Raw genomic sequence first — 26,599 nt, forward strand, 5'->3', positions numbered from 1 at the left:
TTTTGAAAAAAATCGCTTACATAGAACTCGATACTCACGCAGAAATTGCGCTGAATTTTATGGAATTGATTCAAGATTCCAAAGCATTTTCTGTGGATTATTATTTCAGTGAAAAAATTCTGAGATTCTTCGGCTTCGCTCAGAATGACAAATTGCCTGAAAATATCAAAAAAGCAACTCCAGAAAATCTTATCCAACAACTATCAACCGACAACTATCAACTCATTATCATCGGAACAGTTCATCGCTATTTCAATGTTTTTGAGGAAGTTGCGGAGAAATTTAATACTTCTATTATTTGTCATAATTTGAATTTTGTGAAGGCTTCAAACTTTGATTTGTTGAGTTCTGTTTTCAAAGAAGATTTTCAATTTCGTTTGAAATTATTGTTGAAAGAAGGTTTGTTGAGGAAGTCAAAAGTTTATGAAAAAGCAAAAAATCTTTTGGTTTTAGACCGAGGCTTCGACTCCGCTCAGCCTGACAAATATAAATTCTTACCGATTTTTTACACCAAATTTTTAGAAAAACCTAAAAATGAAACTTATACTATTGTCATTCCAGGTGCGGTTTCACAAAAAAGAAGAGATTATGAAAAGGTATTGAAGTCAATTATAAAATTTCATTTTCCTTTCGAAATTATATTTTTAGGAAAAGCCTCTGGAAAAGAGTTAGAAATGCTTCAAGATTTTGAACAATCAAAACCAGAAAATATTTCAATAAAATATTTCAAAGAAAAAGTTCCACAAGATGTTTTTGATGATTATATGCAAAAAGCAGATGTTTTGTGGTGTTCGATTCAACAAGAAACGGAATTTTTCAGTCAAAAAGAAATCTATGGAATAACTAAAATGAGTGGAAACATTGGCGATGCTGTTAAATTCGGAAAATTGGCAGTTTTTCCAGAAGATTATCCTTCAAAATATTCTTTTATTATTCCAGAAAAAGGAAGTCTAGGAGATTTTCTATTTACCAAAAAAGATGTAGATTTTTCAGAATTTAGCAAAGAAAAAGTCCTACAAGAACTAGAAAAAACTATTTTTGCACTCTTATAATTCATTCATGAAATTCTATCAACTTCTCACAGAAGCGTCACAATATATCATTCCTCAGTTGTACAAACAGAGGTTTTTTAAGAAGCAGAATCAACTTTCTCGCGAAAATATTATTTCCAGAAAAGTAGAACCAGAATTGCTTTGGTTGACCGAATTTCTTCCGAAAGATGCCGTTTTTATAGATGTTGGCGCAAACGTGGGACATTTTATTTATCAATTAGAATATCATCTTTTTCCTCAAAATATTTATGCTTTTGAACCGAATAAATCTTTGAACAGAAGATTGAAAAGGCTATTTCCGAAGGTTAAATTGTTTTCGGTGGCTTTGTCAGACGAAAATACGGTGGCAGAATTTAAAATTCCAGTTTTGAAAGGTGAAAAACTGAATTCCAGAGGAACTTTGCAGACTGATTTCAGAGAAGAAAACGAAGAAAAAACCATTATTCAAAAGGTGAAAGTGGTAAAACTAGATGATTTTAACCCAATTCAAAAATTAGAAAAAGTAGATTTCATCAAAATAGATGTAGAAGGAAACGAGATGAAAACGCTTTTCGGAGCGAAGGAAACAATTTTGAAATTTAAACCAACGGTAATGGTAGAAATGGAACAGCGTCATCACCAAGAACCTGTTTGGAACTTGATTTCAGAAGTGGAAAATTGGGGTTTTGAAGCGCATTATTTAGAGAGAAATACTTTTGAATTGAAAAGACTGACAGAAGAGTTTATCAAATCTCAAAATGCTATCTTTGTAAAAGATTACGAAAATTACGTTAACAATATTATATTTATTCCTCAATCTTAACCTTTGCCTTAACCTGATTTATGAGCGTAGTAGCCAGACAAAGTTTTAAATATTCTATCATAGGATACCTTGGTTTTTTACTAGGAACTATTTCTGCTATTTTCATATTTCCGTTTGATATGGTTTTCTACGGAAAACTGCGTTTCGTTTTATCGGCTACTTTAATGTTGGTTCCTTTTGTGGTTTTCGGGTTGAGTTATTCTAATGTTTATTTTTTTGGGAAAGCCAAAGAAGAAGGGAAACATCAAAATCTTTTTAGCCTTTCTTTAGTTGGTGTTGGGATTAATTTCTTGATTTTTTTACTCGGATTTTTTGCTTTTTTCTATATTTTTTCTTCGTTTCAAGAAGATTCTGAGTTATGGGATATGAAACGATTGATTTTGCCAATGGTTTTGGTGATGTCGCTTTCCGCAGTTTTTAACCGATATATTTCTAATTTCAAAAGAATCGTTGTTCCGAATATTTTTGAAAATATTTTCCCAAAATTAGCCAATCTTGGAGCGTTTTGTCTGTTCTTTTTCTTAGGAACTTCTGAAAAAATCTCTTACGCATTTTTCTTAGGCGTTTTTGTGCTCGGATTGATTGGTTATGTTTTGTATACCAATAAATTAGAAAAAATAGAGCCAGATTTCAGTACAGATTTTGTTAAAAAAGACAAACTTTGGAAAGAAATCCTGAATTATAGTTTTTATGGATTTTTAGGAAATTTAGGAAGTTTCTTAGCACTGAATATTTCCAATTATATGATTGGGGAAAAGCTTTCTTTCGAAGAAAACGGAATTTACAGCACGGTTTTTTCGGTGGTGCAACTCATCAGCATTCCATCAATGGGATTGTATAATATTTCTGCGCCCATTATCAGTAAACATTTTGCTGATGACACCATTAAAGACCTTGATGTTTACTATAAAAAAACCTCACTGAGTTTGTTTTTTCTAGGTTTGGTGCTATTTTCTTGTATCGCAGTTGGTTATCCTTACCTCACGGATTTCATGCCAAAATCTGGAAAATTATTACTGGAAGCGCAACCGCTAGTTTGGGTAATTGGTTTTGCACTGTTGTTTGAATTGGCAACAGGTTTTAACAGTCACATTATTTCCATGTCAAAATTTTATCGATTTAATATTTATGTGATGTTGTTTTTGGCGGTTCTTACCACGAGTCTCAACTTTTATTTCATCAATAAAACCAGTTTAGGAATTCTGGGAATTTCTATTTCTTACGCCGTTTCATTGACGATATTTAACTTGACCAAAATTGCGTTCAACTACTATCAATTCAAGGTTTATCCTTTTACGATAGAGATGTTGTACAGCGTGATTTTAGCAACTTTAGCCATTTCTTTGGCGATTGTTTTGCCTAATTTTTCAAATAGTTTTTTGAATTTGGTATACAAACCAGCTTTGGTTCTCATCATTTTCTTTGTAGGGAATCACTTTATGAGAATTTATCCTTTAGATAAATTTTTAACCAAAGATTTTCTAAAGTCACTTTTTAAGTTTTAAAAAATCCCAAATCCCCAATCCCAAATCCCCAATCCCAAATCTAAAATCGTAAATATTCAGGGCAATCTTTTTCTGCCTCTACTTTTGCCAAAGCAAGAAAAAGCCGGGCTATCCATTACAATCTTTTTATAAATTTTCCCAGATTATTGTTTCACAAAAAATTTATAAAAAGGATTTTCATTACTATCCCTATTGCAAAAACATATACCATTTAACCAATTTTACTGATAAAATTCATAAAAAAAACGTAAATTTGCACATACTTAAATATTTATGGAAAGCGTAAAAATTCACGACAAGACTTTCGTTCCTTATCTTAAGCACAACGAGCTGCAAGAGGTTATCAAAGAATTAGCCCTTAAAGTTTACGAAGATTATAAAGACGAAGTTCCTGTTTTTGTAGGAGTTCTAAATGGGGTAATTATGTTTTTTTCAGATTTTCTGAAATATTATCCTGGCAAATGCGAAATTGCATTTTTACAAGTAAGTTCATACACTGGTACACAATCTACTGGTATCGTTTACAAAAAAATGGATTTAACTAAAGATGTAGAAGGCAGACATATTATCCTGATGGAAGATATTGTAGATACAGGTAATACTCTAGAAAGTCTATTCGAATATTTTAAAAATACGCAGCGTCCGAAATCGCTAAAAGTAGCTTCACTTTTAATGAAGCCAGAAGTTTTCAAAAACAGATTCCCGATAGATTACGTAGCCAAAGAAATTCCTAATAAATTCGTGTTGGGTTATGGATTAGATTATGATGAATTAGGAAGAAACTTACCAGATTTGTACCAATTAGAAGATGGTAGAATAAATCATTGATTGCAGTCAGCTTTCTGCAATCAGCAATCAGCAAAAAAAACTAATAATCAAAATGCGTGATTATAAAAAATATGATATTTGGAAATTGAGTCATTTATTGACTTTAGAAGTTTATAGAATAACTGAAAGTTTTCCAAAAGAAGAAATATTTGGGCTTACATCGCAGATTAGAAGAGCATCAAGTTCTATAGGAATAAATATAGTAGAAGGTTGTGGTAGAGGAAGTGATGAAGATTTTAAAAGATTTTTGAGAAATGCATCTGGTTCTGCATTTGAAGTAGAATATATACTTTTGCTCTCAAAAGATTTGAATTATATATCAGAAGATAAATTTTTAGAATTAACTCCAAAAGCAGAAGAATTAAAAATGAAAATCTCAAAACTAATTCTCAAAATTGAAGAAGATATCAATAAAAAGAAAAATAGATAAATAGTATTAACCAAAAAAAATTGGCATTGCAAAGCTGAAAGCTAAAAGCAGATTGCCGAATGCTAAAAATGATAAACATCGTTCTATTCGGTCCTCCAGGAAGTGGTAAAGGAACCCAAGCACAAAACCTAATTGAAAAATTTAACCTTAAACAAATTTCTACAGGTGATTTGTTCCGTTTTAACATGAAAAATGATACGGAATTAGGAAAATTGGCTAAATATTATATTGACAAAGGAGAATTGGTTCCAGACCAAGTAACCATTGATATGTTAGTAGATGAGCTTAAAAAACCTACAGATACTAATGGTTTTATTTTCGATGGTTTCCCAAGAACTTCTTACCAAACTGAAGTTTTAGACCAAATTGTAAAAGAACAATTAAATTCAGAAATTTCTGTATGTCTTTCACTTATCGTAGAAGATGAAATCTTAGTGCAAAGATTAGTAAAAAGAGGTGAAACTTCTGGCAGAGTAGATGATAGTGAAGAAAGCATCATCAGACACAGAATAGAAGAATATTATACTAAAACTGCTGAAGTAGCAGAGTTATATAAACAACAAGGCAAATATGTAGAAATTAATGGAGTAGGAGAAATCTCTGAAATCTCTGAAAAACTTTTTGCCGAAGTAGAAAAAATAAAATAGATTTTTAGGTAATAGGATTTAGGAAATAGCATTGAAATTTCAAAAAAACTAAATCCTAAATCCTAAACCCTAAATTCTTATAAAACATGAGCAATTTTGTAGATTACGTAAAAATACATTGTAAATCAGGTCACGGTGGTGCAGGTTCTGCGCACCTTCGTAGAGAAAAATACATTCCCAAAGGTGGACCTGATGGTGGCGATGGAGGAAGAGGAGGACATGTTATTATGAGAGGAAATGCTCAGGAATGGACATTGCTTCCACTTCGTTATACGCGTCATGTAAAGGCAGAACGCGGCGAAAATGGTGGTAAAAACCAATTGACTGGAGCTTATGGAGCAGATGTTTACATTAATGTTCCTATTGGTACCATTGCCAAAAATGAAGAAGGCGAGATTATTGGTGAAATCATGGAAGATGGTCAAGAAATCATCATCATGAAAGGAGGAATGGGAGGTCTTGGAAATGAACATTTTAAATCTTCTACCAATCAAACTCCGCGATATGCACAACCAGGAATGCCTGGAGAAGAAGGTTATGTGGTTTTTGAACTCAAAATTTTAGCAGATGTAGGATTGGTAGGCTTTCCAAATGCTGGAAAATCTACACTTTTAGCTGCTGTATCTGCGGCAAAACCAAAAATTGCAGATTACGCTTTTACTACATTGACTCCCAATTTAGGAATTGTAGAATACAGAAATTTCAAGTCTTTTGTAATGGCAGATATTCCCGGAATTATTGAAGGAGCTGCAGAAGGAAAAGGCCTTGGTCATAGATTTTTAAGACATATTGAGCGAAACTCTATCTTGCTTTTTATGATTCCTGCAGATTCTGAAGATCATTACAAAGAATATCAAATTCTACTGAACGAATTAGAAGAATACAATCCAGAATTAATAGATAAAGACATTATCGTTTCTATTTCTAAATCTGATTTGCTAGATGATGAATTGAAAAAAGAAATCGCCGCAGAGTTTCCAGAAAAACTGAAACCGCTTTTCTTTTCAGGAGTTACGCAAGAAGGTTTGGTAGAACTGAAAGATGTAATCTGGAAAAAATTACACGGATAAAAAATAAAGAAAGCGTTCATTTTTGAGCGCTTTTTTCATTTATTTCTAAAAGACTATCTTTGTCCCATTATTCGCGGCATTCTTTAGCCAAAGTAGAAGATACTTTTTCAAAAATCTGTAAATATTCACAGATTTTTTGAGCAAAAAATGTTGAAGTAAAATACTTCGCCCGCACACATTTTTAAAATTTAAACATTTGTTATTTACAGATTTACAATTGATTAAGCCTATCCTTGATGCGCTTACCCAAGAAGGTTATGAAAAACCAACACCTATTCAATCACAAGCGATTCCACATTTATTAGAAGGCAAAGACTTATTAGGAACAGCTCAAACAGGAACCGGAAAAACCGCAGCATTTGCCATTCCTATTTTGCAAAATCTTTATCATAAAAACACCAAAAACCATCAAATTAAGGCTTTAATTCTTACACCAACCAGAGAATTAGCGATTCAAATTGAAGAAAGTTTCAAAGCTTACGGAAGACATTTGCCGCTAAAAACTTTGGTGATTTTTGGAGGCGTAAAACAAGGCGCTCAAGAACAAGCGCTGAAAAAAGGTGTAGATATTTTGGTAGCCACTCCAGGAAGATTACTTGATTTCATTAATCAAGGCATTATTTCGCTCAAAAATTTAGAAATTTTTGTTTTGGATGAAGCAGATAGAATGCTCGATATGGGTTTTGTTCACGATGTGAAAAGAGTAGTGAAGTTGCTTCCGCCGAAAAGACAAACTTTGTTTTTCTCAGCGACTTTTCCTAAAGAAATTCAGGAATTGGCGAATTCTATGCTTCATAATCCTGTGAAAGTAGAAGTTGCGCCTGTTTCTTCAACTGCTGACACGATTAATCAATCGATTTATTTTGTAGAAAAAGACGACAAATTAGATTTGTTGACACACATTCTTCAAGACGAAAAGTTAGACCAAGTATTGGTTTTCGCCAGAACAAAACACGGTTCTGATAAAATCGCCAGAAAACTCCATAAAAGCAATATTTCTGCTGAAGCCATTCACGGAAATAAATCTCAAAACGCCAGACAAAACGCTTTAAGTAATTTTAAAAACAAGAAAACAAGAGTTTTGGTGGCGACTGATATTGCTGCAAGAGGAATTGACATTGACGATTTAAAATATGTGATTAATTTCGAGCTTTCAGACGTTTCTGAGACTTATGTTCACCGAATTGGTAGAACGGGAAGAGCGGGAACAGAAGGTACTTCTATTTCGTTTGTAGATGGTCTGGATTTAGTGAATTTAAGAAACACCGAAAAACTCATTGGTAAGAAAATTCCTGTGGTGAAAGATCACCCTTTTCATCCTGAAAAATTAGTTGAGCAAAAAAGAGATTCTAATAACAAACCTTTTGTTCCTAAACCTAAGCCTCAGAAAAAAGAAGACATTAACTTTAAAAAACCGAAAAAGAAGGTTTTCTATAGAAAGAAATAAAGTAAAAATGCCACGAATGCACTAATCTTTTATGCATTCGTGGTGTTTTAATTTTATAGAGTAGAAAAAATATTTGTGCATTTGTGGCAAAATCATCTCCCGAAAATACGATGTGCGTTTTCGGTAGTGATTCTATCAATTTCTGCAAAATCTTTATTGTAAATATTGACGAGTTTTCCAACGACCAAATCCAGGTAAGAACTTTCATTTCTTTTGCCACGGTGCGGAACTGGTGCCAAATAAGGCGAATCTGTTTCCAGAACAATTTTTTCTAAAGGAATTTCATGTAAAAATTGGTCGATTTTACCATTTTTAAACGTAACAACGCCACCAATTCCGAGAAGGAAATTTAAATCTATTGCATGTTTTGCTTGTTCTAAATTTCCAGAAAAACAATGGAAAATACCTCTTAATTTCGGGTGTTTTTTACGTTCTAAAACCTCGAAAGTTTCATCAAAACTTTCTCTGGTATGAATGACAATAGGTAAATCTCTTTCAATTGCCCAATCTATCTGTTTTTCAAAAGCTTTTATCTGAATGTCAAGCGTAGTTTTGTCCCAGTATAAATCAATTCCGATTTCACCAATGGCTGGGAAACTTCTTTGATTCAAATAATTTTCTACAATTTCTAATTCTTTTTCCCAAGTTTCTGGTTTTACATAACAAGGATGCAGCCCCATCATTGCGAAAATTTGATTGGGAAATTCTGCTTCTAATTGAAGCATTTTTTCATGAAATTCTGAATCGATGGCAGGAAGGTAAAACTCTGTTACGCCCTTATTAATGGCGCGTTTTATCATTTCTGTTCTGTCTTCATCAAATTCTTCTGAATATAAGTGTGTATGTGTGTCAATCATTATTTACAAATTTATTTGTATTCTGTCATTCTGAACGAAATAAAATGGAGTGAAGAATCTCTTGTTAATAGATTCTTCTGAACTTCGTTCGTAATCTTCATTTAAAGTTTCACTTTTTATTTGATTATGCTATGCTCTATTCAGAATGACAAACATGAATTTATATTTTCATTTTCATGAGTAAGTCTGTTTGTACGTCTTCTCCGAGAACAAAGTCATGTTTTCCGAAGATTTCAAAACCATTTTTTTTGTAAAATTTTATAGCTCTGTGGTTTTCTTCCCAAACACCAAGCCAAACATATTCTAAATTCTTTTCTCTTCCGATTTCTATGGCTTTGTCATAGAGAATTTGTCCGATTTTTTGACCTAAAAACGCTTTTAAAACATAAATTCTTTCAATTTCGAAATGGTTTTCTTCTAATTTTTCGGTTTGAGCATCTTTGAAATTCAGTTTTAAGTAACCCAAAATCTCACCATTATTTTCAGCGAAATAAAACTCAGAATTTGGTTTTTCTAACTCAGATTTTAGCTTTTTAATGCTCAGATTTTCATCCAAATATTTTTGCATGTCTTCTTCTGTATTCACTTCTTCAAAGGTTTCCTTGAAGGTTTGAATGCTGAGATTTCTAAGCGTTTCTAAATCGTCAATATTGATTTTTCTGATTTTCATATTTTAGGTTTTGGCTAAAGCCCGTTAGTATTGATATAAATTAAAATATCTTATGCTTCACTTTCTGTTGTTGAAGTGCTATTTTTTCTTTTAATTTTTCTAAAAATTCCAAATATTTTGGAGATTTTTCGTCATTTGGGCGGTGTTCTAGTGCTGCTTTTATTTTGTAGTTTTCAGTTATGAAATCTTTTACTTCTTCTGAAAAATAAGCATTCCCGAATTTTTCCCAAATGTACTGAATCGCTTGTTGATTAGGATGAATTAAGTCTTCTTTGTAAAATCTGTAATCACGCAAATCGTCCATCATGATTTCGTAAATCGGTAAATAATGACAGTTTTTGAAATGGGGAAGTGTTTCATGAAGCGCACAAATCAGCTTAGATTTACTTAATTGATTTTCGGTGATTCCATCTTTGGTATGTCGAACTGGTGAAACCGTAAATAGAATCTGAACGTCATTTTCGCAAATATCTTTCAGATTTTCTAGGGTTTCTGTGATGGAATTTTTCAATTCTTCATCAGTTAAAAGTCTTTTTAGAAAGAACTTTTGCGGAATTTTATGACAGTTCGCCACCAATTGATTTTTAGGCAAAAATTCATAGATAAATGAAGTTCCGTAGGTGATTATCACCCAATTGGTTTTTTGTAGAAATTGATTTCCTGTTTCTATGTTTTGATTGATTCTTTCTAGGGTTTTATGTGCATAAAAACTGTTGAAAGAAGTGTGATGATTCAGCGAAATGTACTCTTGATTATAGAGGATTAAATCTTCTTCCTTGTACTTTTTGCAATCGTGTAGATTTTGGATGGCGATATTCAACGAAAATGGGTTGAAAATCGTTCCAAAAGGATTGCAAAGCGTTTGCATTTGTCCGTTTTTGAGCAGTTGAGACATTTCTGCAGCAAAGCAAGAACCGACAGAAAAAATGCTGTCGGTTAAAAGGATTTTCTTTTCAGAAATAGGAATATGGACTTCTGTTCTGAATTTCATTTTAAGAGTTTCTTCTCAATAAATAATTAGCCAATTCCATGAAAGGTTTTTTCTTTTCTTCTGGTGCGTCTATTTTTTTTAAGAAATCGTGACCTATTTCGTTGTGTTTTTGAATCAGTCTAAGTACTTTTTCGTCTACTTTATTTCTTCTGAAAATTTTCTCTACGCTGTAGATTTTGTCTACATTTTCAGTTTTTTTAGAATACCAAAAATCGAGTTCTTTTTTCTCTGCTTCATTGGCATGTTCCATCGCAAGAAGATAAAGCACGGTTTTTTTGTTTTCATAAATATCACCAGCGTGTTTTTTACCGAATTGCTCTACATTACCGAAAACATCTAAATAATCATCCATAATTTGGAACGCAATACCAATGTGTTTTCCGAAATTATAAAGAAGTTCTGCGTCTTCTTTTTTAGCACCAGCAATGAGTGCTCCAATTTGGAATGAAGCGGCACTTAGAACTCCTGTTTTGTTGGTAATCATTTCTATGTAATCATCATAGGTTACGTTTTCCATCGTTTCGAAGTTCACATCCATTTGTTGACCTTCACAAAGAACAGCACCTGTTTCAGAGAAAATTTTAATACATTCTTTGAAAAGTTCTGGTTCTAAATCTTCAAAAAATTGGTAAGCTTTTATCAGTAATGCATCGCCAGAAAGGATGCCGATATTAATTCCGTGTAAAGTATGAATGGTAGGTTTTCCTCTTCTCAGTGGTGCTTCATCCATAATATCATCATGAATGAGTGTAAAATTATGGAAAAACTCTATGGCAAGAGCGGGTTTGATGGCTTTTTCAATATTTCCACCAAAAAGTTCGTTAGCCATAAGAACCATGATAGGTCTTAATCTTTTTCCGCCATGAGAAATGATGTAATTCATGGGTTCGTAAAGTTCGGTTGGCTTATTTTTGAAGGAGTGTTTTTCAATTGCTTTGGCAACTATTTCTTGATATCTGTCTATGAATTCCATACATGTTAATTTTTACAAAAATACAATTCTTAAGGTTTAAAAAAAAGAAAAACTACTTGTAAAGACAAGTAGTTTTAATATTATTTTAAAAATATTATTTTTTATAAAGCGATTACACCAAGATAGCATAATGCTGCAATAACTGCACTGATAGGAATAGTAATTATCCATGCCCAAAGTAAACTGATGGTAACTCCCCATCTTACTGCAGAAACTCTTTTGGTAAGTCCTACACCAATAATAGAACCTGTAATGGTGTGTGTAGTAGATACAGGAATACCAAGGTGATCGGTAAGGAATAAGGTAATAGCACCAGCTGTTTCAGCACTTACACCTTCTAATGGAGTCACTTTAGTAATTCTAGTACCCATGGTTTTTACAATTTTCCAACCACCACTCATTGTTCCTAAACCGATGGCCAAGAAAGATACAAATGGTACCCAAATGTAATCTGTGGTGAAGTGATTAAAACGATCAGCACTTTCCATAGTGGCATATACATCTGTACCACCAATCATATTTACGTGGTAATAAATAACTGCAGCACCTATGATTCCCATTACTTTTTGAGCGTCATTTAATCCGTGACCTAAACTGAAAAGTGCAGAAGAAAACAACTGCCATTTTTTAAATTGTTGATCAGCTTTGTGAGGATTAGATTTCTTAGAAAAATACACAATGATTAAAGTAATGATTACCGAAACAATCATCCCGATAATTGGTGCTAAGAAGATGAATAAAAAGATAGGAATTACCTTTTCATATTTAACCACATTCTGTGTAAAAAGTTCCGAAAAAGCAAGTTTTAATTTTTCAATGATGGTAAAGTCTGGATGAGCTAGAGCTACTGCATTGTAATCTAAAACTAAAGCATGCATAAGAGCAGCACCTAAGAAACCACCAATAAGTGTGTGTGATGATGATGAAGGAATACCAAACCACCAGGTTAATAAATTCCAAGCGATAGCCGCAATCAATCCTGAAAAAATTACTTCTAAGGTAATGTAATTTTCATTTACTGTTTTGGCGATGGTATTACCGATTTTAAATTCTCCGATGACGTATGCTGCAAAGAAAAATGCAACAAAATTCCAAAATGCAGCCCATAATACTGCCTGAAACGGCGATAATACTTTAGTAGAAACTATGGTTGCAATAGAATTCGCGGCATCGTGGAAACCGTTGATAAAATCAAAAATTAATGCAAGTGCAATAATGATGATTAATAGTAAGGGAAAATCCATTCTCTATAAATTTTTAAGGTTAATGAAAATAGATTTATGCGTATTTAATAACAATGTTTTCAATGGTATTGGCTACGTCTTCCGCTTTATCAGTTACGATTTCTAGATATTCTAAAACTGATTTTACTTTAATGATTTTGATAGGGTCATTGCTTTCAAAAACATCTACAATTCCTTGACTTAGTACATCATCTGCAATGTTTTCGAAAGAATTTATTTTGATGCAAGATTCTTTAACTTCTTTAGGATTTGCAAACTCTTTTAAGTTTTTAATTGCGTTTTGAATTTCTACACAAGATTTGTAAATCAATAAAGAAAGCTCTGAATATTGTTTTACTTCAGGGCTCTTGTATAAATAGATGTATTTAGCTGAAGCAAATAAATAATCTGCGATGTCATCTAAACCAGCTGCAAGATAATTAATATCTTCTCTGTCAAAAGGAGTGATGAAGTTTTCACCTAATTGCACAAAAATTTCGTGAGTAAGATCATCCATTTGATGTTCGTAATCACTCATTTTTTTTAACAAAGTATCATCATTGATGTCAAAATCTTTAATTCCTTCGTGAAATTCTTTTGACATGTCTATCAATTTATCTGCTACTTGTTCAAACAATACAAAGAAAATTTTGTCTTTTGGTTGAAATGCTCTGAAAATGTTTCCAATTCCCATTGTTTTATATTTAATTATAATTTGTTGCAAATTTCTGAAAAAAATGTGGTGCGAAGGTTACAGTTTTGTTAAGTTTTATTAACATTAACTTAATCTGCTACGTTGTAAGGTTCGTGATGCCCGAGTTTAGCTCTGTCTAAGGTGAAATTAAATGCTAAATACAAGAAATGTAAGCTTCTAAGGTTAGGACTAAGTTCTCTTTGCCACATATAGCCTAGATTGGTAGAAACGCTTGAATTAAATACATATCCTACACCTCCGAAAATTCTATTTCTCTTAAATAAATCTCCATTTGGACCAATGAAAAGCTCGTCAAAAGCATTCGCAAAAATGGTTTTTGGAGCCATTTTATCACTGTTAAGAGGCAGTGTTAATGCAGTTCTGAATCTGTATCTTTCGTCATTGGTGTTTACGTCTGTAATTGCGTTATGAAAGAAACGTTTTTCGAGACGTATTCTATTGTCAATCTTTAATTTATCTAAATTAATGGAATAAGTGTGCTGTAACCAAATTCTGAATTCTTCATTGGCAATTCTGCTTTCTTTGTAGGTTGCGTATCTTCCTAAACCTACGAAAAATTGGTTGCTTTTATCAAGATTATAACCTATTCCTCCTTTGATTTCGTAATAATCGGGTTTGCTAAAATCTTCTATCGAACGTTCTTGTAATTCTAAGTAAGCATTCCATTTTGGACTATGTTTGTAATTGAGTGAAACTACTGCAAAACCAGAAAGATGTTCTGAACTATTGGTTTGAGATTTTGCGAAAATAGCAAAAGTAAAAATGAAGATAATGCAAAATTTGCGTATCATTAGAATGCTTTTTTTGAGTGTTGCGAAGCTAATCATAATAAAGAAAATTAATGTTACGGTAATGTTAAATTAACATATAAAATAAATGTTTACCATAACTTTAAAAGTTTTATCTCTATACAAATGTACACAAAATAAAAAAACGCTACCGAAAAAGTAACGTTTTTATGTTATGTAAGAAAAAATTAGTTGGCCACTTCGGCGCGCATATCTTTTCCTTTGAATTTCTGTGTTTGTAAACCTTTTAGAACTTCGTCTTTAAAAGATTTTTCAACTTCGAAGAATGAGAATTTTTCTAGAATTTCTATATCACCTATGTCTGCACGTTTTTTAGATTTAGCCGTAGCTTTATTGATGATTTCTAGCATGTCCATTTTCTTTAGATTATCTCTTTTACCAAGGTTAAAGAAAAATCTGGTCATGTTTTCGTTTCTGCGTTTTGGTTTTCCACCTCTTTCTCTTCCTCCGTCTCTGTCCGAACGTCTTTCGCTTCTGTCTCCTCTGTCTCTGTCTCTTCCTCTTCCTCTATCACGGTCACGATCTCTTCTACTGCCTCTGTCATCTCTGTCATTAGATAATTTTTGGTCTGCCAAATCTTGTTTGTCTTTATAGAAAAGCGCTAAATCTCTTAGCTGAAGTTGAAGCAACTGGTGAACCAATTCTTCTTTAGAGAATGCAGATAAATCAGGGATAAGGCTGTCGTCAAAAGTGAAAAGCTCTTCGTGTTCTGTAAATAACTTTTCAAAAACACCTTCTACTTGAGCTTTGATGATCTCTTCACCCGTTGGAATTTTCTTCTCTACAATTTCAATTTTTGTAGAAAGTTTAATTTGTTTTAGTTTTCTAGATTCTTCAGGTTTAATTAAAGACATAGAAATACCATCTTTACCAGCTCTACCAGTTCTACCACTTCTATGTACGAAAACTTCTGGATCATCTGGAAGCGAGTAGTGAATAACGTGCGTAAGAGAATTTACATCTAAACCTCTAGCTGCTACGTCTGTTGCAACCAAAATGTCAATGTTTTTCAAACGGAATTTTTTCATTACCGTATCTCTCTGCGCTTGAGATAAATCACCGTGAAGTGCATCTGCTGCATAAGCATTTTGCATCAAGAAATCTGCAACTTCCTGAGTTTCCATTCTTGTTCTACAGAAAATAATAGAATATTGATTAGGATTAGCATCCAATAATCTTTTTAGAGCTTCTTTTTTCTGTCTGTAGCCTACCACATAATATTCGTGCTTAATGTTTTTCTTAACTTCATTAATAGAACCTACAGAAATTCTGTGTGGATTGGTCAAATAATTTTTGGTAATACGTTCTACCTCTTTGCTCATCGTAGCAGAGAAAAGTAACGTTTGTTTTTCAGAAGGAGTTTCGTTTAAAATAGTTTCCAAATCATCTTTGAAACCCATAGAAAGCATTTCATCAGCTTCGTCTAAAACGAGCCAATGGATTTCTGAAAAATCTAAAGCTTTTCTACCAATTAAATCAATTACACGTCCTGGAGTTCCTACAATAATCTGTGGTTTCTCACGAAGTGAACGAATTTGGTCTGTAATACTGCTTCCTCCATAAACTGCGGTAGTTTTTAGGTTAGGAAGGTATTTTGTATAGTTTTTAATGTCTTTGGTAATCTGAAGGCAAAGTTCACGAGTAGGGCAAAGCACTAATAACTGGATTTTACGACTTGCGTCGTCTATCATATCCAGAATCGGAAGCGAAAATGCTGCTGTTTTGCCTGTTCCTGTTGCCGCAAGTGCGATGAGATCGCGAGTATCCGAAAGGATAAAAGGAATAGTCTGTTTCTGGATTTCTGTCGGCTGTTCGTAGCCGAGTTCGCCAATTGCCTTCAATAAATCAGGACTTAAATTGGATTCCGTAAATAAATTCATTTAAAGATCGTCTATAATAATTAAGTTGCAAAGATAGTGATTTTATTTTTAATAAAAAAAATAGGGTTTTATTGGGGATTTTTTAATGTGCTTTGAATGTTGGGTGATGGATGATGGAAGAGGAAGAGTGTTGATAGAAATTAAAATTTTTGCTCTTTAAGAGCAAAAGGTTTGTAGAAAAATGATTTGTTGTTAAATTGAGCTCCGTAGGAGCGAAAGGTTTCTGAGAAATTCATTAATTTTGAAAAAATAAATTACAGTATGCAATCATCCACCCTTCAATTTCTTAGAAATTTAGAAAAGAATAACAATAGAGAATGGTTTAATGATAATAAAACGCTTTATCAAGAAGCGCAACAAGATGTGATTTCTTTTGTGGAGAAATTAATAGAAGAAATGGCGGATTTTGATGAAGAAATGGGAAAACTAGAGGCTAAAAAATCTGTTTTTAGAATTTATAGAGACACTAGGTTTTCTAAAGATAAAACACCTTATAAAACCAATTTCGGAGCGGGTTTAGGAATGGGTAAAGGCAATAAAATTTCAGGATATTATTTGCATATAGAACCCGGAAAATCTTTTTTGGCAGGTGGTGTTTATATGCCAGAACCATCAGTTTTAAAGACGATAAGACAAGAAATTTCTGCTTTTGGTGACGAGTTCAAAGCGATTTTAGAACAAGATGAATTCAGAAATTATTTTCGTGGATTAAGTGTAGAAGATAAACTGAAAAAAGTGCCTCAAGGTTTTGAAAAAGATGATAAAATGGCTGAATATTTAAAACTCAAGCATTTTATCGTAACGCATCCCGTCTCTGATGAGCAATTGCTCAGTGAAAATGCGGTTAAGGAATTTGCTAAAATTTTCAAAGCCATGAAGCCGCTCAATGATTTTTTACAAACGCCTTTTATATAAAGAAAAAGTCAGAGTTTATAAGCTCTGACTTTTTTTATTTTGATAACTCATCTATTGTTTTCTGAATTTCTGGATCTTCTGGAGAAATCGCATAATATTTAGCAATTCCAGATTTTTGATTGACAATTAAGTATCTCGGAATCCAGTTGAGGTCTATGTAATTATTAAAATCATTTTTCCAACCTACATGAAACCAATAATTTTCTTTTTGAGTCATTTCATGTTTTTCTAATCCCTTTTTCCAAGCTTCTTCGTTTCGGTCTAGAGAAAGGAAAATAAACTTTACATTCGGATTTTTATCTTCTAATTCCTTAGCTTTTGGCATTGCTTTTAGACAATCTCTACACCAACTTGCCCATAAATCGATTACAACAATTTTTCCTTTATTTTGGTCTAAAATTTTAGAAATACTGATGGTTTTACCATTAATATCGGTTACTTTTTGAGCCAAAGCTTCTTTAGAAAATTTGGTTTTCAAAACTTTTGGAACTTGTTGCGAGACTCCCCAAGCAAAGATAAGAAGCGCAAACAATAGGATAAACTTTTTCATATTTTTTAAAACAGAATTTTAATTATAACTTTTCATACAAAACTATGCCAAATTCTGAATCTATAGAAACTTTTCCGTTAGTAACTTTTGCAGTTTTTCCGCTATAAGCGTCTCTTAATCTCGTTCCGTTCTCGAAAATTCCTGCTACAGAAACTTCTTTTACGCCAGGATTTAAGTCTAAACCTACTAAAACTTTATCGTCTTTGTAAGTTCTGGTAAACCAATACGGTGAATTAGAAACCATCTGATGTTTTCCAGCACCTACTGCTGCGTGATTTCTACGGAACTGACCTAGTTTTTGCCAATGTGTTAATACTTTTTGGGTTTCAGGATTGTTTTTTACCTCGTCCCAATTCATATTGCTTCTTAGGTTGGCATCGCCAATTGCGCCTTCCACGATTAATTTTCTAGCGGTTTCGTCGCCGTAATAAACTTGCGAAATTCCTGGAGCGAGTAGAAGTTTTGTTCCCGCTTCGTAATTTCTTTTTCTTTCTTTGTCAAAAGGATCGCCGTCATCGTGAGAAGAAATATAGTTCATTACGGTGTTTCCAGAAAGGTCTGCGTGCAAAATTTGATCATAATTGCTGAATATTTCTTCATAAGATTTATTGGCATCTCCTTTGAAATCGAAATTAATTAAAGAATTCAATCCGTTTTGATAATAATTGACTTTTTTATCTCCAAAATCATACAATCTTTTCTGAGAAATTCCGTAACCATAAAGTTCTCCAATGGTGAAGAATGGTGAGTTGTCTAGAATTTTTTTAGGATTGTTCAATTTATATTCAGCAAAAGCAAGGTCGCAAACTTTTTTGAAATCTTTCCAAACGTCTTCATTGGTGTGTTTCAGGGTGTCTATTCTGTAACCATCAATTCCATATTTTACGATATAATCAGCAAGCCATTTCATAATGTAATATTTTGGCGCTCTCGGAAATCCAGTTTTCACGAAAAATACATTCAGTTCAGACATTTCTTTTTCGTAACGGCCTTCTTTTCTCCACTTTTGTTCTAACATTGGCGGAAGTCCTACATTTTCATCACTTTCAGTAATTACATCTGGTAAATTTTTAACCAAAGTACAAGCGGTAGTCATTTCATAAGAATTGTAAGTACATTGTGGTTCTGTTCTTACCCATTTATTAGGATATTCTGGGTCTACATAAGTAACAGGACCAGTGTGATTAATCACGGCGTCTAATACTATTTTTATTCCGTTTTGGTGTGCTTTTTCTACCAATTCTTTTAAATCTTCTTCAGTTCCAAAGTTTGGGTCAAGAGCGGTCCAATCTTTTGTCCAATATCCATGAAAAGCATAAGTAAGACCTGTTCCTTCATCAGTTGCGCCGTGAATTTGTTCTACAATTGGAGTGAGCCAAATCGCGTTAATTCCTAATTTATTGAAATAACCTTCATCTATTTTTTGAATAACACCTCTTATGTCGCCACCTTCGAAACCTCTTAAAACGGCTGCTTTTTCGGTTCTATTGAAATTAACATCGTTGTCAGGATTTCCATTGTTGAACCTGTCAGTTACTGCGAAATATACATTGGCTCCTTTCCAATCAAATGATGATGGAGTTGTGGTATTTTGTGATGCGCAGCTTGCTAAAAAAGCGAATGCGGAAGCTAAAACTATTTTTTTCATAAAGAATCTAATTATTTAAAATGAAAGCAATTTTAAGGCTAAATTTCTTTAACTCAAAAAAATGGCGGCATAAATTTAAGGAATATTCACGAAAAGCGGCTATCAAAAGGAATGAAATTTTTCATGTTGTAAATTCGTGAAAACTTAATTTGGCGATACGGTTTTTTACAATTACCTTTGTAAAAATCTAATAAAAAATTCTAAAAATTTATGTCAACTTACGTTGTTGTTGGTCTTCAATTTGGAGATGAAGGTAAAGGAAAAATTACCGATGTTCTTTCAGCTAAATCAGATTATGTAGTTCGTTTTCAAGGCGGTGACAATGCTGGTCACACTGTTTATGTAGGCGAAGATAAGTTTGTACTGCATTTGCTTCCTTCTGGAGTTTTACAATGCAAGGGAAAATGTATTATTGCGAATGGAGTAGTGGTAAATCCTAAAGCTTTTTTACGAGAAATAGGACAGCTAGAAGCTAAAGGTTATAAAACTGACCACGTTTTTATCAGTAGAAGAGCGCATGTAATTATGCCTTATCACATCATGCTCGATACTTACAGAGAAGAGGAATTGGGCGGAACGCAGATTGGAACGACCAAGAAAGGAATCGGACCTTGTTATGAAGACAAAATTGCAAGAGTAGGAATCAGAATGATTGACCTCTTGAATCCAGAAGTCTTGAAAGAAAAAATTGAGAAAAATCTTAAAATTAAAAACAATCTTTTCGAGAAATATTTTGGAAAACCAGCCATGAGTTTTGACGAAATTTACAATGAATTTTTAGAAATTGGAAAACAACTTCAAGATAGAATTGTAGATACAGAATTAGAATTGAACGAAGCGATTCGTGATAATAAAAATATCCTTTTCGAAGGAGCGCAAGCATTAATGCTTGATATAGATTTCGGTACTTATCCTTACGTAACTTCTTCATCGCCTTCTACAGGTGGAGTTTGTACAGGAGCAGGAGTTCCGCCAACTTCTTTGCAGAATTTAATTGGGGTTTCCAAAGCGTATACTACTAGAGTTGGTCACGGTCCTTTTCCTACAGAATTAGACAATGATTTAGGAGAGCACATCAGAAAAGTAGGTCATGAATACGGAGCAACTACAGGAAGACCAAGAAGAACGGGTTGGTTAGACTTAGTAGCGCTTAAACACGCTTGTATGATTAATGGTATCAATAATTTAGTGATTACTAAACTAGATGTTCTTACAGGAATTGATACTTTGAAAATCGCTACGCATTATAAAACTGAAGACGGAAAAATTATTGATTATTTCACTTCTTCTACTACAAAATTATACGATTACGAAGCAATTTATACCGATTTGCCAGGTTGGACAGAAGATATTACCACGGCTAGAACTTTTGATGAATTGCCAGAAAATGCTAAGAAATATATTGGTTTTATAGAGGAATATCTAGGAATTAATGTATACTTGGTTTCTGTAGGTCCAGAAAGAAGTCAAAATATTATAAGAAAAGAATTATTCTAATCATAATTTAAATAAAATATTGAAAATCACGCTTTTGGCGTGATTTTTTGTTTTAAAATTGTGTTATTTTCATTGAAAACAAATAAAACATTGAATTTTAAATAATTTTTTGGCAAGGTAATTGAATTACTCTAATTACTTTTTGCAAAAAGATAAAAAATTAATAATCGTGTTTGAAATTTGTTTAATCTAAAAAATCACACAATGAGCAAAAATTTCTTTACTTATGACCCGCATCAAGCGCTGAACGAAGTTGTTTTCGAGAAGAGAAACAAAGAATATGGAGCGTATGCTCTACGAAACGAAGCTAATGTCTTTCTAAAAAAGGCTTTATTTATAGGAGTTGGATTATTTGGTCTTTTAGCAATGACGCTCTTAGTTATTGCGAATTTAAAACCAAAAGCAATTGAAAATCCAGTTTTTGTAGATATAAATATTAAAGATCTTAATTTACCAGAAGATGTAGTAGAAAGACCAATACCTAGAGTTATTCCTCCGAAAGCTCCTGTTCAGGTAAAAACGCAGAGTTTAACTCCGCCTACTCCAACCAGAAACGCTGTAAAAGAGGAAACCATTAACCAAAAAGTAGATGATGCCGTAATTTCTACGACTACAACTCCAGGAGTTGCCGTTACCAACCCTAATCAACATGTAGCTACTGGAACAGAAAACGGAAAAGAGATTGTAAAAGAAACGCCTGCAAAACCTAATCCAAATGAAATTGTAAAGAATGTAGATGTAGAAGCAGATTTCATCGGTGGAGTTAATGCTTTTAGAACAAAAGTTTTACAAAATTTTGATTCTAGTGTCGTTGAAAATGAAACAGGTGAAGTGGTAAAAGCAGTGGTAACTTTTGTGGTAGAAAGAGACGGAACAATTTCTAATATTAAAGTTTCTGGAGAGAATACAGATTTTAATAAAGAAGCAGAAAAAACGATAAAAGGAATTAAAGGAAAATGGAATCCTGCAAAATTTCAAGGCGAAAATGTTCGTTCTTATTTTAGATTCCCTATTTCTATGCAGTTCGAATAATCATTTAGAATATTTAATTTCAAAATTGTATTAATCTATAGCAATTCATTTAATTATCCACATTTTCTAAAAATTGTGGATAATTTTTTTGTGCTTTAACCCTTTAATTCACAATAGTTTAATATTTTTGACAGTTATTAACATTCAACCGAATGACTATTTATTGTATTTTTGGAAACTAATTCATTTTTATGGGAAAAATTATTGGAGTTGCCAATCAGAAAGGAGGCGTAGGTAAAACCACTACTGCAGTGAATTTAGCAGCTGCGCTTGGCGTTTTAGAGAAAAAAGTTTTATTAATTGATGCAGATCCACAGGCTAATGCTACCTCAGGTTTAGGAATAGAAGAAGTAAATTATTCTACCTATAATTTATTGGAACACAGTGCAGATGTGAAAGATTGTATCCAAAAAACTTCATCTCCAAATTTAGACCTTGTACCTTCTCATATTGATTTGGTAGCAGCGGAAATTGAGTTAGTAGACCGTGACAAGAGAGAATATATGCTTAAAAAAGCATTAGAAGAGGTGAAATCTGAGTATGACTACATCATCATCGATTGTGCACCAAGTTTAGGTCTTATTACGGTAAATGCACTTACTGCTGCAGATTCTGTAATCATTCCAATTCAGTGTGAATATTTCGCACTAGAAGGTTTAGGCAAATTATTGAACACCGTGAAAAATGTTCAGAAAATTCACAATTATGATTTAGACATCGAAGGTTTATTACTTACCATGTACGATTCTAGATTAAGACTTTCTAATCAGGTGGTAGAAGAAGTAAATACGCATTTCCCAGAAATGGTTTTCGAAACGGTAATTTCTAGAAATGTAAGACTTTCTGAAGCGCCAAGTTTCGGAGAAAGCATCTTGATGTACGATGCCGAAAGCAAAGGTGCAATTCAATATATTCAATTGGCAGAAGAGGTACTTCTGAAAAACGAAAAATTACAAAAAGCATAACATTTTTAGAATTGAGAAGAAATTTTGTTTGTTCTCATGACTAATGACTTATCATACAATATGAAAGACAAAAAAAGAGCAATGGGACGTGGTTTGGGTGCTATTTTAAGTGCCGAAAGCAAAAGTAACATTAATTCTGCAACAGATACAGGAGCCGAAAAATTAGTAGGAAACATGGTAGAAGTAGCATTAGAAGATATTTATCCTAATGCAACTCAGCCAAGAACTTATTTTGATGAAACTGCCCTTAATGAATTGGCTCAATCGATAAAAAATCTTGGAGTCATTCAACCTATCACTTTAAGAAAAGATGGTGATAAATTTGAAATTATCTCTGGGGAAAGACGTTACAGAGCTTCTAAAATTGCTGGTCTTACTTCTATTCCTGCTTACATAAGATTGGTAAATGACCAAGAATTGCTAGAAATGGCTTTGGTAGAAAATATCCAGCGTGAAGATTTAGATGCAATAGAAGTAGCACTTACTTATCAAAGATTATTAGAAGAAATAGGTCTTACTCAAGAAAATTTAAGTTCTAGAGTAGGAAAAGAAAGAAGTACGATTACGAATTCTATTCGTTTGTTGAGGTTAAGTCCTGAGATTCAAAATGCGATTAGAAGCGGCGAGATTTCTGCAGGTCATGGTAGAGCAATCATCAGTGTAGAAGATGCCGAACTTCAACAAGAACTTTTCAAAAGAATCATCAAAGAAGGATTAAACGTAAGACAAGCTGAAAAAGCAGCTTCGGAATTTAAAAATCCTAAAAAATCTATCCAAAAAACAGAAAAAGAACTTCCGAATCATCTAAGAAAAGTAGAAAAATCATTAGCTGATGTTTTAGAAGTTGGGGTAGAAATAAAATCTTCAGGCAAAGGAAAAAAAGGGAAAATCATCCTTGATTTCAATAACGAAGATGAACTGAACAAAATCCTTTCACATTTTAATTAATGAGAGCAGTTTACTCCATCATATTATTGTTGTTCTTTGGGTTGTTTTTTTCTCAAGAAATTAAACCTTTTGACACCATCAAGACCGAAAAACAGGTAGTTGAGGAAATAGAAAAAGCCAACGTGAGCACCATTCAAAAATACAATCCTACAAAAGCAGGGTTGTATTCTGCTGTTTTTCCGGGCCTTGGTCAATATTACAACAAGAAATATTGGAAAATCCCAATTGTTTGGGGAGCTGTAGGAACTGGAGTAGGGATTATTGTGTATAATGATAAGCAATATCGCCGTTATAGAACAGCGTTTTTAGCGGAGTTAAATGGTCAACCTCACGAGTTTGATGATTTACCTTATGTAGACGCTACAGTTCTAGGAAATACACAAGACAGAGCCAAAAGACAAAGAGATTACGCCATCGCCATTACCGGAGTTTTATATATTTTAAATATTGTAGATGCGGTAGTAGATGCACACTTATACGACCAAAAGAAAGACCCAGATTTAGCCATTAAACCTACCATTATTTACGATGATTTAGGCGTAGCAAATGGTAAAGCTGGATTGTCTTTGAGTTTTAGATTTTAAAAATTAAAAAAATGAAAATAGCATTAGTAGGTTACGGAAAAATGGGCAAAATCATTGATGAAATTGCCACAAAAAGAGGACATGAAGTTGTAGCAAGATTAAATGAAACGCCTACCAAAGAAAATCTGAACAATCCAGATGTAGTGATAGAATTTTCTCAGCCAGAAGTAGCTTTTAGCAATATAAAGACCTGTTTAGAAAATAAAATTCCAGTAGTTTGTGGAACTACAGGTTGGCTAGAACAAAAACCTGCCATCGAAAAAATAGCCTTAGAAAACGAGACTGGATTTTTATACGGTTCTAATTTTAGTTTAGGTGTGAATCTTTTCTTTGCTTTAAATGAAAATTTAGCAAAATTGATGCAGAAATTCAGTGATGATTATACCTGTCAGCTCGAAGAAATTCATCATATTCATAAAAAAGATGCTCCAAGTGGAACTGCAATTTCTATTGCAGAAGGAATCTTCAAACATTCAGACTATAATTCATGGAAATTAGATGAAACTGAAGGGACATCTTTAGGAATTGAGGCAATTAGAGAAGGAGAAGTTCCGGGAACACATAGTGTTTACTATCGTTCGGAAGTAGACGAAATAGAAATAAAACATACTGCTTTCAATAGAAACGGATTTGCATTAGGTGCAGTAATTGCTGCAGAATGGTTGCCGGGAAAAGTTGGGAATTTTGGAATGAAAGAAGTTTTAGGACTTTAATCTGAGTTTAATTTACAGAGTTAAACCTTGAACCCTGAACTTTAATGTAACAAATCACGAATTGCATTACTAATTACACATCACATATTAATCATAGAAAATGGATTACATCTTACAATATTCTATTTTTATACTGATTTTATCAGTTTTATTGGGACTTTCGTCTTTTAAATTATATCAAAAAATGGGTTACAAAGGCTGGGAAGCTTTTGTTCCTTTTTATAATTACTACATCATTCAGAAAGAAGTAGGAGAACCAAAATGGTGGGTTATCTTGGCTTATTTGCCAATTGTAGGACCTATTATGATGACTGTTTTCCATTTGTTTTTGATGAAAAAATTTGGAAGAACTTCAGCGCTGGAACAAATTCTTACTGCGTTGCTTCCTTTTATTTATTTGGCGTATTCGTCTTATTTTCAGTTGAATAAAGTAGACAGATTTGCGGTAGATGATCCAAAAGCTAAAAAGGAATCTTTCTTAGGTTCTATCACTTTTGCTGTAGTTTTTGCTACGATTATTCACGCTTTTGTTACCCAACCATTTGCCATTCCTACAGGTTCTATGGAAAGAACTTTATTGGTAGGAGATTTCTTATTCGTAAACAAATGGAGCTATGGTTTTAGAATGCCAACAAGACCGGTTGCATTGCCATTTCTACAAGGAACTATTATGGATACTCAGAAAGATGGAAATCCTAAAAACGACCCAAAATCTTATGTAGATGCCATTAAATTGCCTTATTTTAGAATTGGTGAATTCAAAAAACCTAAGAAAAATGATATTGTAGTTTTCAATTATCCGGGAGATTCCGTGCATACAGCGATAGATAGAAAAGATCCTTATGTAAAACGTTGTGTAGCGGTAGGTGGAGATGTGGTAGTAATGAGAGCAGGGAATTTATACATTAATGGCAAACCAGAAGTTCAAATGGCAGATGCTGAAGTTCAGCGTTCTTACACCATTTATACACGTTCAGAAATAGATATCGATTATTTATGGAAAAATCTCGCCTATTTACCGATTACTGATGAAGGTGAAACCAAAGACGGATTGCATTATTATCAATTTCAAGGGTTGACTAAAGATTTATTGGCTCAAATTAAAGCCATTCCTGAATTTGTAAAGGCTGAAGAAGTTTTAGGCGAAAAAGGAAAAGGAGCAATTTCTTACTATCCAGTTTTAGACGAAAACGGTCAATATGTAAATGATGGAACAGGTCACGCTTTAATGTCTAAAAAAGTAGATGTTTCTCAATCTATTTTTCCGATTAATAAACCTTGGAACCAAGATTGGTACGGACCTCTCACTATTCCTAAAAAAGGAGATGTGATTACCATTACTCAAGAAAATTTACCAGAATATAAAAAACTGATCACAGAATTTGAAGGAAATATTTTAGAATTCAAAGGGGGTAAATTCTATATCAATGGTGCTCAAACTGATAAATATACCGTAAAACAAGACTACTATTTTATGATGGGAGATAATAGAGATGCTTCTCTAGATGCTCGTTTCTTTGGTTTTGTTCCAGAGACGCATATTGTAGGAAGCCCTATGTTTACTTGGCTTAGTTTACAAGGAACTTTTGACGAAGGTCCTAAAAAAGTAAGATGGGAAAGAATGTTCAAAGCAACAAACACTGGCGAAAAAGATAAAACTTCTTATTGGTGGGTTGCAGCTGCAATTTTAATCTTATTCTTCGGTTGGGAATTTTTTGTAAAACTTTTCAAAGGGAAAAATAAAGAAGAAGAGTAGAATTTTATAGAAATTTGAAAAATTGACATACCCTTTTTGCGTTCAAAACGCAGAAAGGGTTTTTTGATATAATCACATTTATTTTTTTAACT

At 33.1% G+C, this 26,599-nt stretch carries 26 protein-coding genes; 16 read left to right on the forward strand and 10 right to left on the reverse strand.

Features of this window, described 5'->3' with window-relative positions; all coding sequences use genetic code 11:
- The first annotated feature begins 2 nt into the window (after positions 1-2).
- The 8 genes from EB819_RS02440 (at position 3) to EB819_RS02475 (ending at position 7,781) form a co-directional block, all read left to right on the forward strand.
- Positions 3-1,052, forward strand: a complete 1,050-nt coding sequence (locus tag EB819_RS02440) for a hypothetical protein (RefSeq protein ID WP_069797602.1) — start codon at positions 3-5, stop codon at positions 1,050-1,052.
- Between the two features lie 7 nt (positions 1,053-1,059).
- A complete protein-coding gene (locus EB819_RS02445; RefSeq protein WP_069797605.1) occupies positions 1,060-1,854 on the forward strand; it encodes an FkbM family methyltransferase in 795 nt (264 codons plus the stop codon).
- Between the two features lie 20 nt (positions 1,855-1,874).
- Positions 1,875-3,359: a lipopolysaccharide biosynthesis protein gene (locus tag EB819_RS02450; RefSeq protein ID WP_069797607.1), complete on the forward strand. Its 1,485-nt coding sequence runs from the start codon at positions 1,875-1,877 to the stop codon at positions 3,357-3,359.
- Between the two features lie 273 nt (positions 3,360-3,632).
- Entirely contained in the window at positions 3,633-4,187 is a 555-nt protein-coding gene (gene hpt, locus EB819_RS02455) for a hypoxanthine phosphoribosyltransferase (protein ID WP_069797609.1), read from the forward strand.
- A 52-nt stretch (positions 4,188-4,239) separates the two neighbouring features.
- Entirely contained in the window at positions 4,240-4,617 is a 378-nt protein-coding gene (locus EB819_RS02460) for a four helix bundle protein (protein ID WP_069797611.1), read from the forward strand.
- A gap of 68 nt (positions 4,618-4,685) precedes the next feature.
- Positions 4,686-5,264 carry an adenylate kinase gene (locus EB819_RS02465; protein ID WP_069797720.1) on the forward strand — a complete coding sequence of 193 codons (579 nt, stop codon included), beginning with the start codon at positions 4,686-4,688 and terminating at the stop codon, positions 5,262-5,264.
- Between the two features lie 86 nt (positions 5,265-5,350).
- On the forward strand, positions 5,351-6,334 hold the full coding sequence (gene obgE, locus EB819_RS02470) for a GTPase ObgE (RefSeq protein ID WP_069797613.1): 984 nt from the start codon (positions 5,351-5,353) through the stop codon (positions 6,332-6,334).
- Positions 6,335-6,530: 196 nt separating this feature from the next.
- Positions 6,531-7,781: a DEAD/DEAH box helicase gene (locus EB819_RS02475; RefSeq protein ID WP_069797615.1), complete on the forward strand. Its 1,251-nt coding sequence runs from the start codon at positions 6,531-6,533 to the stop codon at positions 7,779-7,781.
- Between the two features lie 92 nt (positions 7,782-7,873).
- Here EB819_RS02475 and EB819_RS02480 read toward each other — a convergent pair whose 3' ends face one another.
- The 8 genes from EB819_RS02480 to EB819_RS02515 all read right to left on the reverse strand — a co-directional run bounded on the left by EB819_RS02480 (position 7,874) and on the right by EB819_RS02515 (position 15,899).
- Entirely contained in the window at positions 7,874-8,638 is a 765-nt protein-coding gene (locus tag EB819_RS02480) for a TatD family hydrolase (RefSeq protein ID WP_069797617.1), read from the reverse strand.
- Positions 8,639-8,798: 160 nt separating this feature from the next.
- Positions 8,799-9,308 carry a GNAT family N-acetyltransferase gene (locus tag EB819_RS02485; RefSeq protein ID WP_069797619.1) on the reverse strand — a complete coding sequence of 170 codons (510 nt, stop codon included), beginning with the start codon at positions 9,306-9,308 and terminating at the stop codon, positions 8,799-8,801.
- A gap of 40 nt (positions 9,309-9,348) precedes the next feature.
- Positions 9,349-10,299 carry a GSCFA domain-containing protein gene (locus tag EB819_RS02490; protein WP_069797621.1) on the reverse strand — a complete coding sequence of 317 codons (951 nt, stop codon included), beginning with the start codon at positions 10,297-10,299 and terminating at the stop codon, positions 9,349-9,351.
- Position 10,300: 1 nt separating this feature from the next.
- Positions 10,301-11,272 carry a polyprenyl synthetase family protein gene (locus tag EB819_RS02495; RefSeq protein ID WP_069797623.1) on the reverse strand — a complete coding sequence of 324 codons (972 nt, stop codon included), beginning with the start codon at positions 11,270-11,272 and terminating at the stop codon, positions 10,301-10,303.
- A 101-nt stretch (positions 11,273-11,373) separates the two neighbouring features.
- Complete coding sequence (locus EB819_RS02500) at positions 11,374-12,516, reverse strand: inorganic phosphate transporter (RefSeq protein WP_069797625.1); 1,143 nt, start codon at positions 12,514-12,516, stop codon at positions 11,374-11,376.
- 34 nt (positions 12,517-12,550) lie between these two features.
- Positions 12,551-13,189, reverse strand: a complete 639-nt coding sequence (locus tag EB819_RS02505) for a DUF47 domain-containing protein (RefSeq protein WP_069797627.1) — start codon at positions 13,187-13,189, stop codon at positions 12,551-12,553.
- An 89-nt stretch (positions 13,190-13,278) separates the two neighbouring features.
- A complete protein-coding gene (locus EB819_RS02510) occupies positions 13,279-14,001 on the reverse strand; it encodes a DUF2490 domain-containing protein (protein WP_074650938.1) in 723 nt (240 codons plus the stop codon).
- Positions 14,002-14,186: 185 nt separating this feature from the next.
- The gene (locus tag EB819_RS02515; protein WP_069797631.1) at positions 14,187-15,899 is read right to left on the reverse strand and encodes a DEAD/DEAH box helicase; all 1,713 of its coding nucleotides are present in this window, start codon (positions 15,897-15,899) and stop codon (positions 14,187-14,189) included.
- Positions 15,900-16,160: 261 nt separating this feature from the next.
- Between EB819_RS02515 and EB819_RS02520 the strand changes: the two genes are divergently transcribed.
- The gene (locus EB819_RS02520) at positions 16,161-16,814 is read left to right on the forward strand and encodes a DUF2461 domain-containing protein (protein WP_069797633.1); all 654 of its coding nucleotides are present in this window, start codon (positions 16,161-16,163) and stop codon (positions 16,812-16,814) included.
- Between the two features lie 34 nt (positions 16,815-16,848).
- Here the strand turns inward: EB819_RS02520 and EB819_RS02525 are convergent, their stop codons facing one another.
- Both EB819_RS02525 and EB819_RS02530 read right to left on the reverse strand, forming a co-directional pair.
- Positions 16,849-17,364, reverse strand: coding sequence for a TlpA family protein disulfide reductase (locus EB819_RS02525; protein ID WP_069797635.1), 516 nt, complete (start codon positions 17,362-17,364; stop codon positions 16,849-16,851).
- A gap of 22 nt (positions 17,365-17,386) precedes the next feature.
- Complete coding sequence (locus EB819_RS02530) at positions 17,387-19,012, reverse strand: alpha-amylase family glycosyl hydrolase (protein WP_069797637.1); 1,626 nt, start codon at positions 19,010-19,012, stop codon at positions 17,387-17,389.
- A 210-nt stretch (positions 19,013-19,222) separates the two neighbouring features.
- Here EB819_RS02530 and EB819_RS02535 point away from each other — a divergent pair, with 210 nt between their 5' ends.
- From EB819_RS02535 to lepB, 7 genes are all read left to right on the forward strand, one after another.
- A complete protein-coding gene (locus EB819_RS02535) occupies positions 19,223-20,509 on the forward strand; it encodes an adenylosuccinate synthase (RefSeq protein WP_069797639.1) in 1,287 nt (428 codons plus the stop codon).
- A gap of 204 nt (positions 20,510-20,713) precedes the next feature.
- Positions 20,714-21,541, forward strand: coding sequence for an energy transducer TonB (locus EB819_RS02540; RefSeq protein WP_069797641.1), 828 nt, complete (start codon positions 20,714-20,716; stop codon positions 21,539-21,541).
- 191 nt (positions 21,542-21,732) lie between these two features.
- A complete protein-coding gene (locus EB819_RS02545) occupies positions 21,733-22,506 on the forward strand; it encodes a ParA family protein (RefSeq protein ID WP_069797643.1) in 774 nt (257 codons plus the stop codon).
- A gap of 60 nt (positions 22,507-22,566) precedes the next feature.
- On the forward strand, positions 22,567-23,454 hold the full coding sequence (locus EB819_RS02550) for a ParB/RepB/Spo0J family partition protein (protein ID WP_069797645.1): 888 nt from the start codon (positions 22,567-22,569) through the stop codon (positions 23,452-23,454).
- Positions 23,454-24,038, forward strand: coding sequence for a DUF5683 domain-containing protein (locus EB819_RS02555; RefSeq protein WP_069797647.1), 585 nt, complete (start codon positions 23,454-23,456; stop codon positions 24,036-24,038). Before EB819_RS02550 ends, EB819_RS02555 begins: the two co-directional genes overlap by 1 nt.
- A gap of 11 nt (positions 24,039-24,049) precedes the next feature.
- On the forward strand, positions 24,050-24,751 hold the full coding sequence (gene dapB, locus EB819_RS02560) for a 4-hydroxy-tetrahydrodipicolinate reductase (protein WP_069797650.1): 702 nt from the start codon (positions 24,050-24,052) through the stop codon (positions 24,749-24,751).
- A gap of 100 nt (positions 24,752-24,851) precedes the next feature.
- Positions 24,852-26,507, forward strand: a complete 1,656-nt coding sequence (gene lepB / locus EB819_RS02565; protein ID WP_069797653.1) for a signal peptidase I — start codon at positions 24,852-24,854, stop codon at positions 26,505-26,507.
- Positions 26,508-26,599 lie beyond the last annotated feature (92 nt).

The organism is Cloacibacterium normanense (assembly GCF_003860565.1).
Taxonomy (GTDB): Bacteria; Bacteroidota; Bacteroidia; order Flavobacteriales; family Weeksellaceae; genus Cloacibacterium; species Cloacibacterium normanense.